The organism is Bradyrhizobium sp. SHOUNA76 (genome assembly GCF_023006445.1).
Lineage (GTDB): Bacteria > Pseudomonadota > Alphaproteobacteria > Rhizobiales > Xanthobacteraceae > Bradyrhizobium.
In genome coordinates, this window is sequence record NZ_JALBHA010000614.1 from 1 (window position 1) to 3,333 (window position 3,333).

The 3,333-nt window shown below is 64.9% G+C and carries 4 protein-coding genes and 1 pseudogene; 2 read left to right on the plus strand and 3 right to left on the minus strand.

What is annotated here, in order from left to right:
* Together MOV74_RS34375 and MOV74_RS34380 are read right to left on the minus strand one after the other, a co-directional pair.
* Positions 1–197: pseudogene (locus tag MOV74_RS34375) on the minus strand (acetyl-CoA C-acetyltransferase); the annotation flags it as partial.
* Between the two features lie 253 nt (positions 198–450).
* The gene (locus tag MOV74_RS34380) at positions 451–1,221 is read right to left on the minus strand and encodes an enoyl-CoA hydratase (protein ID WP_246931414.1); all 771 of its coding nucleotides are present in this window, start codon (positions 1,219–1,221) and stop codon (positions 451–453) included.
* Positions 1,222–1,374: 153 nt separating this feature from the next.
* On the opposite strand from MOV74_RS34380, the gene MOV74_RS34385 reads away from it, so the two are divergent.
* Positions 1,375–1,908 carry a PaaI family thioesterase gene (locus MOV74_RS34385; protein ID WP_246931415.1) on the plus strand — a complete coding sequence of 178 codons (534 nt, stop codon included), beginning with the start codon at positions 1,375–1,377 and terminating at the stop codon, positions 1,906–1,908.
* Between the two features lie 64 nt (positions 1,909–1,972).
* The gene (locus MOV74_RS34390) at positions 1,973–2,593 is read left to right on the plus strand and encodes a TetR/AcrR family transcriptional regulator (protein WP_246931416.1); all 621 of its coding nucleotides are present in this window, start codon (positions 1,973–1,975) and stop codon (positions 2,591–2,593) included.
* A gap of 111 nt (positions 2,594–2,704) precedes the next feature.
* Here the strand turns inward: MOV74_RS34390 and MOV74_RS34395 are convergent.
* Positions 2,705–3,333: substrate binding domain-containing protein (locus tag MOV74_RS34395; RefSeq protein WP_246931417.1), on the minus strand; the 629-nt coding region annotated here is incomplete at its 5' end.

The following is a 3,333-nucleotide window of genomic DNA, read 5'->3' on the forward strand; positions in this document are numbered from 1 at the left end:
CCCTGGCCGGCCGGCAGCACGCAGCCCATGAAGACCTCGTCGACCTTCTCGGGCGCAAGCTTTGCGCGCTCCAGCGCCGCGCCGATCACATGCGATCCGAGCTTGTGCGCGGCCAGCGGCGACAGCTCGCCCATGAAGCGGCCAAGCGGTGTGCGGGCGGCGGAGACGATGACGACGGGATCGGCGGCTTCGGCCATGACAAAACTCCCTGCGGTGATGATTGAGATTATGGGCATCATATGATGCGGCGCAAAAAAAGCAACCGCGGCAGGGATGAGAAAATGTCGTGGTTCGGATGAGATTTGGTCGCTCGAGAGGAGGAGGTGCTACCAAGAGCACACTGTCATCACCCGCGAAAGCGGGTGATCCGGTATTCCAGAGGCGAAGGCGGCAAGCCGGGGCATGACACCTTTGATAAGGCACGGAGCCGTTCAAGACAGAGGCAGCAGCCTACCGCTTCCGGTTCACGAACGCCTGCATCAGCCGCGTCGGCTCGTCGGTCAGGAACGACTCGCCGAACACTTTCACGCTCAAATTCACCGACTCCGTCAGCGGCAGTTCCTCCCACTGTCGCAGCAGCGCCTTCTGCGACCGCAGCGCCTCGGGGCCGCATTCGAGCAGCGCCTTCACGACGTGTTCGACCTCGGCATCGAGCCCGCCCTCGGGCGCGACCTTGTCGACCAGTCCCCAGGCGAGCGCCGTCGGAGCATCGATGTTCTCCGCCGTCATCACCAGCCAGCGCGCGCGGGCCCAGCCGATCAGCCGCGGCAAGAGCGCCGCATGGATCACCGAGGGGATGCCGACGCGGACCTCCGGCATGCCGAAATGGGCGTCGTGCGCGGCGATGCGGAAATCGCAGGCCGCGGCGACCTCCAGCCCACCGCCGAGGCACCAGCCGGGCATGCGCGCGATCACGGGCGCAGGGAACTGGCGCACCGCTTCGCAGAGATCGCGCAGGCGGCTGATGAAGGCCTCGGCGGACTTCTGGTCGAGCTTGGCCATCTCCTTGATGTCGGCGCCGCCGATCATGCTCTTCTCGCTCTGGCCGCGCAGCACCACGACGCGGATGCTGCGGTCGGAGCAGAGCTGCTGCAGGCCTTCGCGCACGGCGTCGGTTACGGGCGAGCCGAGGATGTTGAGCGGGCCGGCGTTGCAGATCGCGACATCAACGACGCCGCGCGCATCGCGCGTCACGCCGCAGTGGGTGTTGAGCATTTCCATCGTGGAACTCGAAGGTTTCGTGGACATGCGCGGGACGCGCCGGTCATGATCACTTCCGGGCCGAAACGCTCGACTTGTCAAGCGGGTAGGGGATCGAGTTGCCAGCGCGAAGTCCGCACCATAGTATGATGCTGGTAATATAAAAAGGCTGACATGACCAGTAACGATCAACTCGACCTGTTTTCGCCCGCGCAGCGACGCGAGCGTGTGGTGGAGTGGCAAGTGCCTGCGCCGGTCGCGAAAGTCGCGATGGGCCTATCGGGCATGGACGCCATGCTGGGGATTCGCGACGGCCGGCTGCCGCCGCCGCCTTTCGCGAAACTGATCGGTTTCACGGTGACGACGGTCGAGCCGGGTCGGGTCGTCGTGGAACTGGAGCCGCGCGAGGATCTCGAAAACACCATCGGTCTCATCCACGGAGCGACGGCCGCCGCGCTGCTCGATACCGCGATGGGCTGCGCCGTTTCGACCCGGCTGGAAGCCGGCCAGAGCTCGGTCACTCTCGACCTGAAGCTGGCCTTCCTGCGCCCGCTCTCGGTCCGGTCCGGGCTGATCTCGGCCGAAGGGAAGGTGATCAAGCTGGGACGGCAGACCAGCTACGCCGAGGGCTTCGTCCGCGACGGCAAGGGCGCCCTTGCGGTGCATGCAACTGCAACGTTTTCCATGATCGGAGGCAACTTAACATGAATTAATGCACCCATTGCGTCGTTTGCGTGTTATAAGATGACCATCGACATCCAATGAGATCCGCATGCGCTATTCCCGGGAACACAAGCAGGAAACCCACGACCGCATCGTGAAGAAAGCTTCGGTGCGGCTGCGCGAGAAGGGGGCCCACGGCATCGGTGTCGCCGATCTCATGAAAGAGGCGGGCCTGACCCATGGCGGCTTCTATGCGCATTTCGATTCCCGCGAGGCGCTGGTGATGGAAGCCTTCTCCTACGCCATGGATCGTTCCATGGACCATTGGCGCGAGCTCACTGACGAGGCTGCTCCTGAAAAGCGGTTGGCGCTGGTCGCGGAGAGTTATCTCTCCACGCTGCATCGCGACAATCCCGGCAGTGGCTGTTCGATCCCCGCCCTCGGCGCCGAGATCGCCCGCGAGAGCCCCAAGACGCGAAAGGCATTTGCCGGCAAGCTCGACGAGATGATCGAGCTGCTCGCGGACTACATCCCGAACATGCCGCGCAAGGCCGCCCGCAAGCAGGCGGTTGCGACGATGGCGACGATGGCCGGTACCGTGCTGCTGGCGCGCATTGCCGGGTCGAGCGAGCTCTCGGACGAGGTGTTGAAGGCGGGCAGGGACAGTGCGCTGGATGGCGACAAGCGCGAGCGGAAGGTGACGGCCGCGAAGAAGGCGAAGCAGAACTAGGCGAGATGCCGTAGGGTGGGCAAAGGCGCGTCAGCGCCGTGCCCACCATTTCTCAGGGTTGCGATAGACGGTGGGCACGCTTTCGCTTTGCCCACCCTACGAGACTTTTGCTTACCGCCCTGCAAACAGCGCCCGTTCGCTCTCCACGATCTCACCGATGTAATCCGCGACCGCCCGGATCCGCGCCAGATCCTTGCTGTCGGCGTGCATCAGCATCCAGAACGTCCGCGTGATCGAGATCTCCTCCGGCAGCACGGCCACCAGCTGCGGATAATCGCTCGCCATGAAGTGGGGCAGCACCGCGATGCCGAAGCCGGAGAGCGTGGCGTTGAGCTGCGCAATCAGATTGGCGCTGCGGAAGCGCGCGGAGATCCGCGGCGAGACCTGCGGCAGATAATCGAGCTCCGGCGTGAACAGCAGCTCCTCGATGTAGCCCACGAAGCGGTGCTGCGGCAGGTCCTGCCGCGAGGTGATCTCAGGGAAGCGGTCGAGATAGGCGGGAGCGGCATAGAGCCCAAGCCGGTAGTCGAGCAGCTTGCGGCCGACGATGCGGCCTTCCTTCGGCATGGTCAGGCTGATGGCGATATCGGCCTCGCGCTTGGAGAGACTGAACAGCCGCGCGGTGGCCACAAGCTGCAAATCGAGATCGGGATACCGGTCGGCGAAGGGCGCCAGCCGCGGCGCCAGGAAAGCGGTGCCGAACCCGTCGGGCGCGCCGATCCGCACCGTCCCGGTGAGCC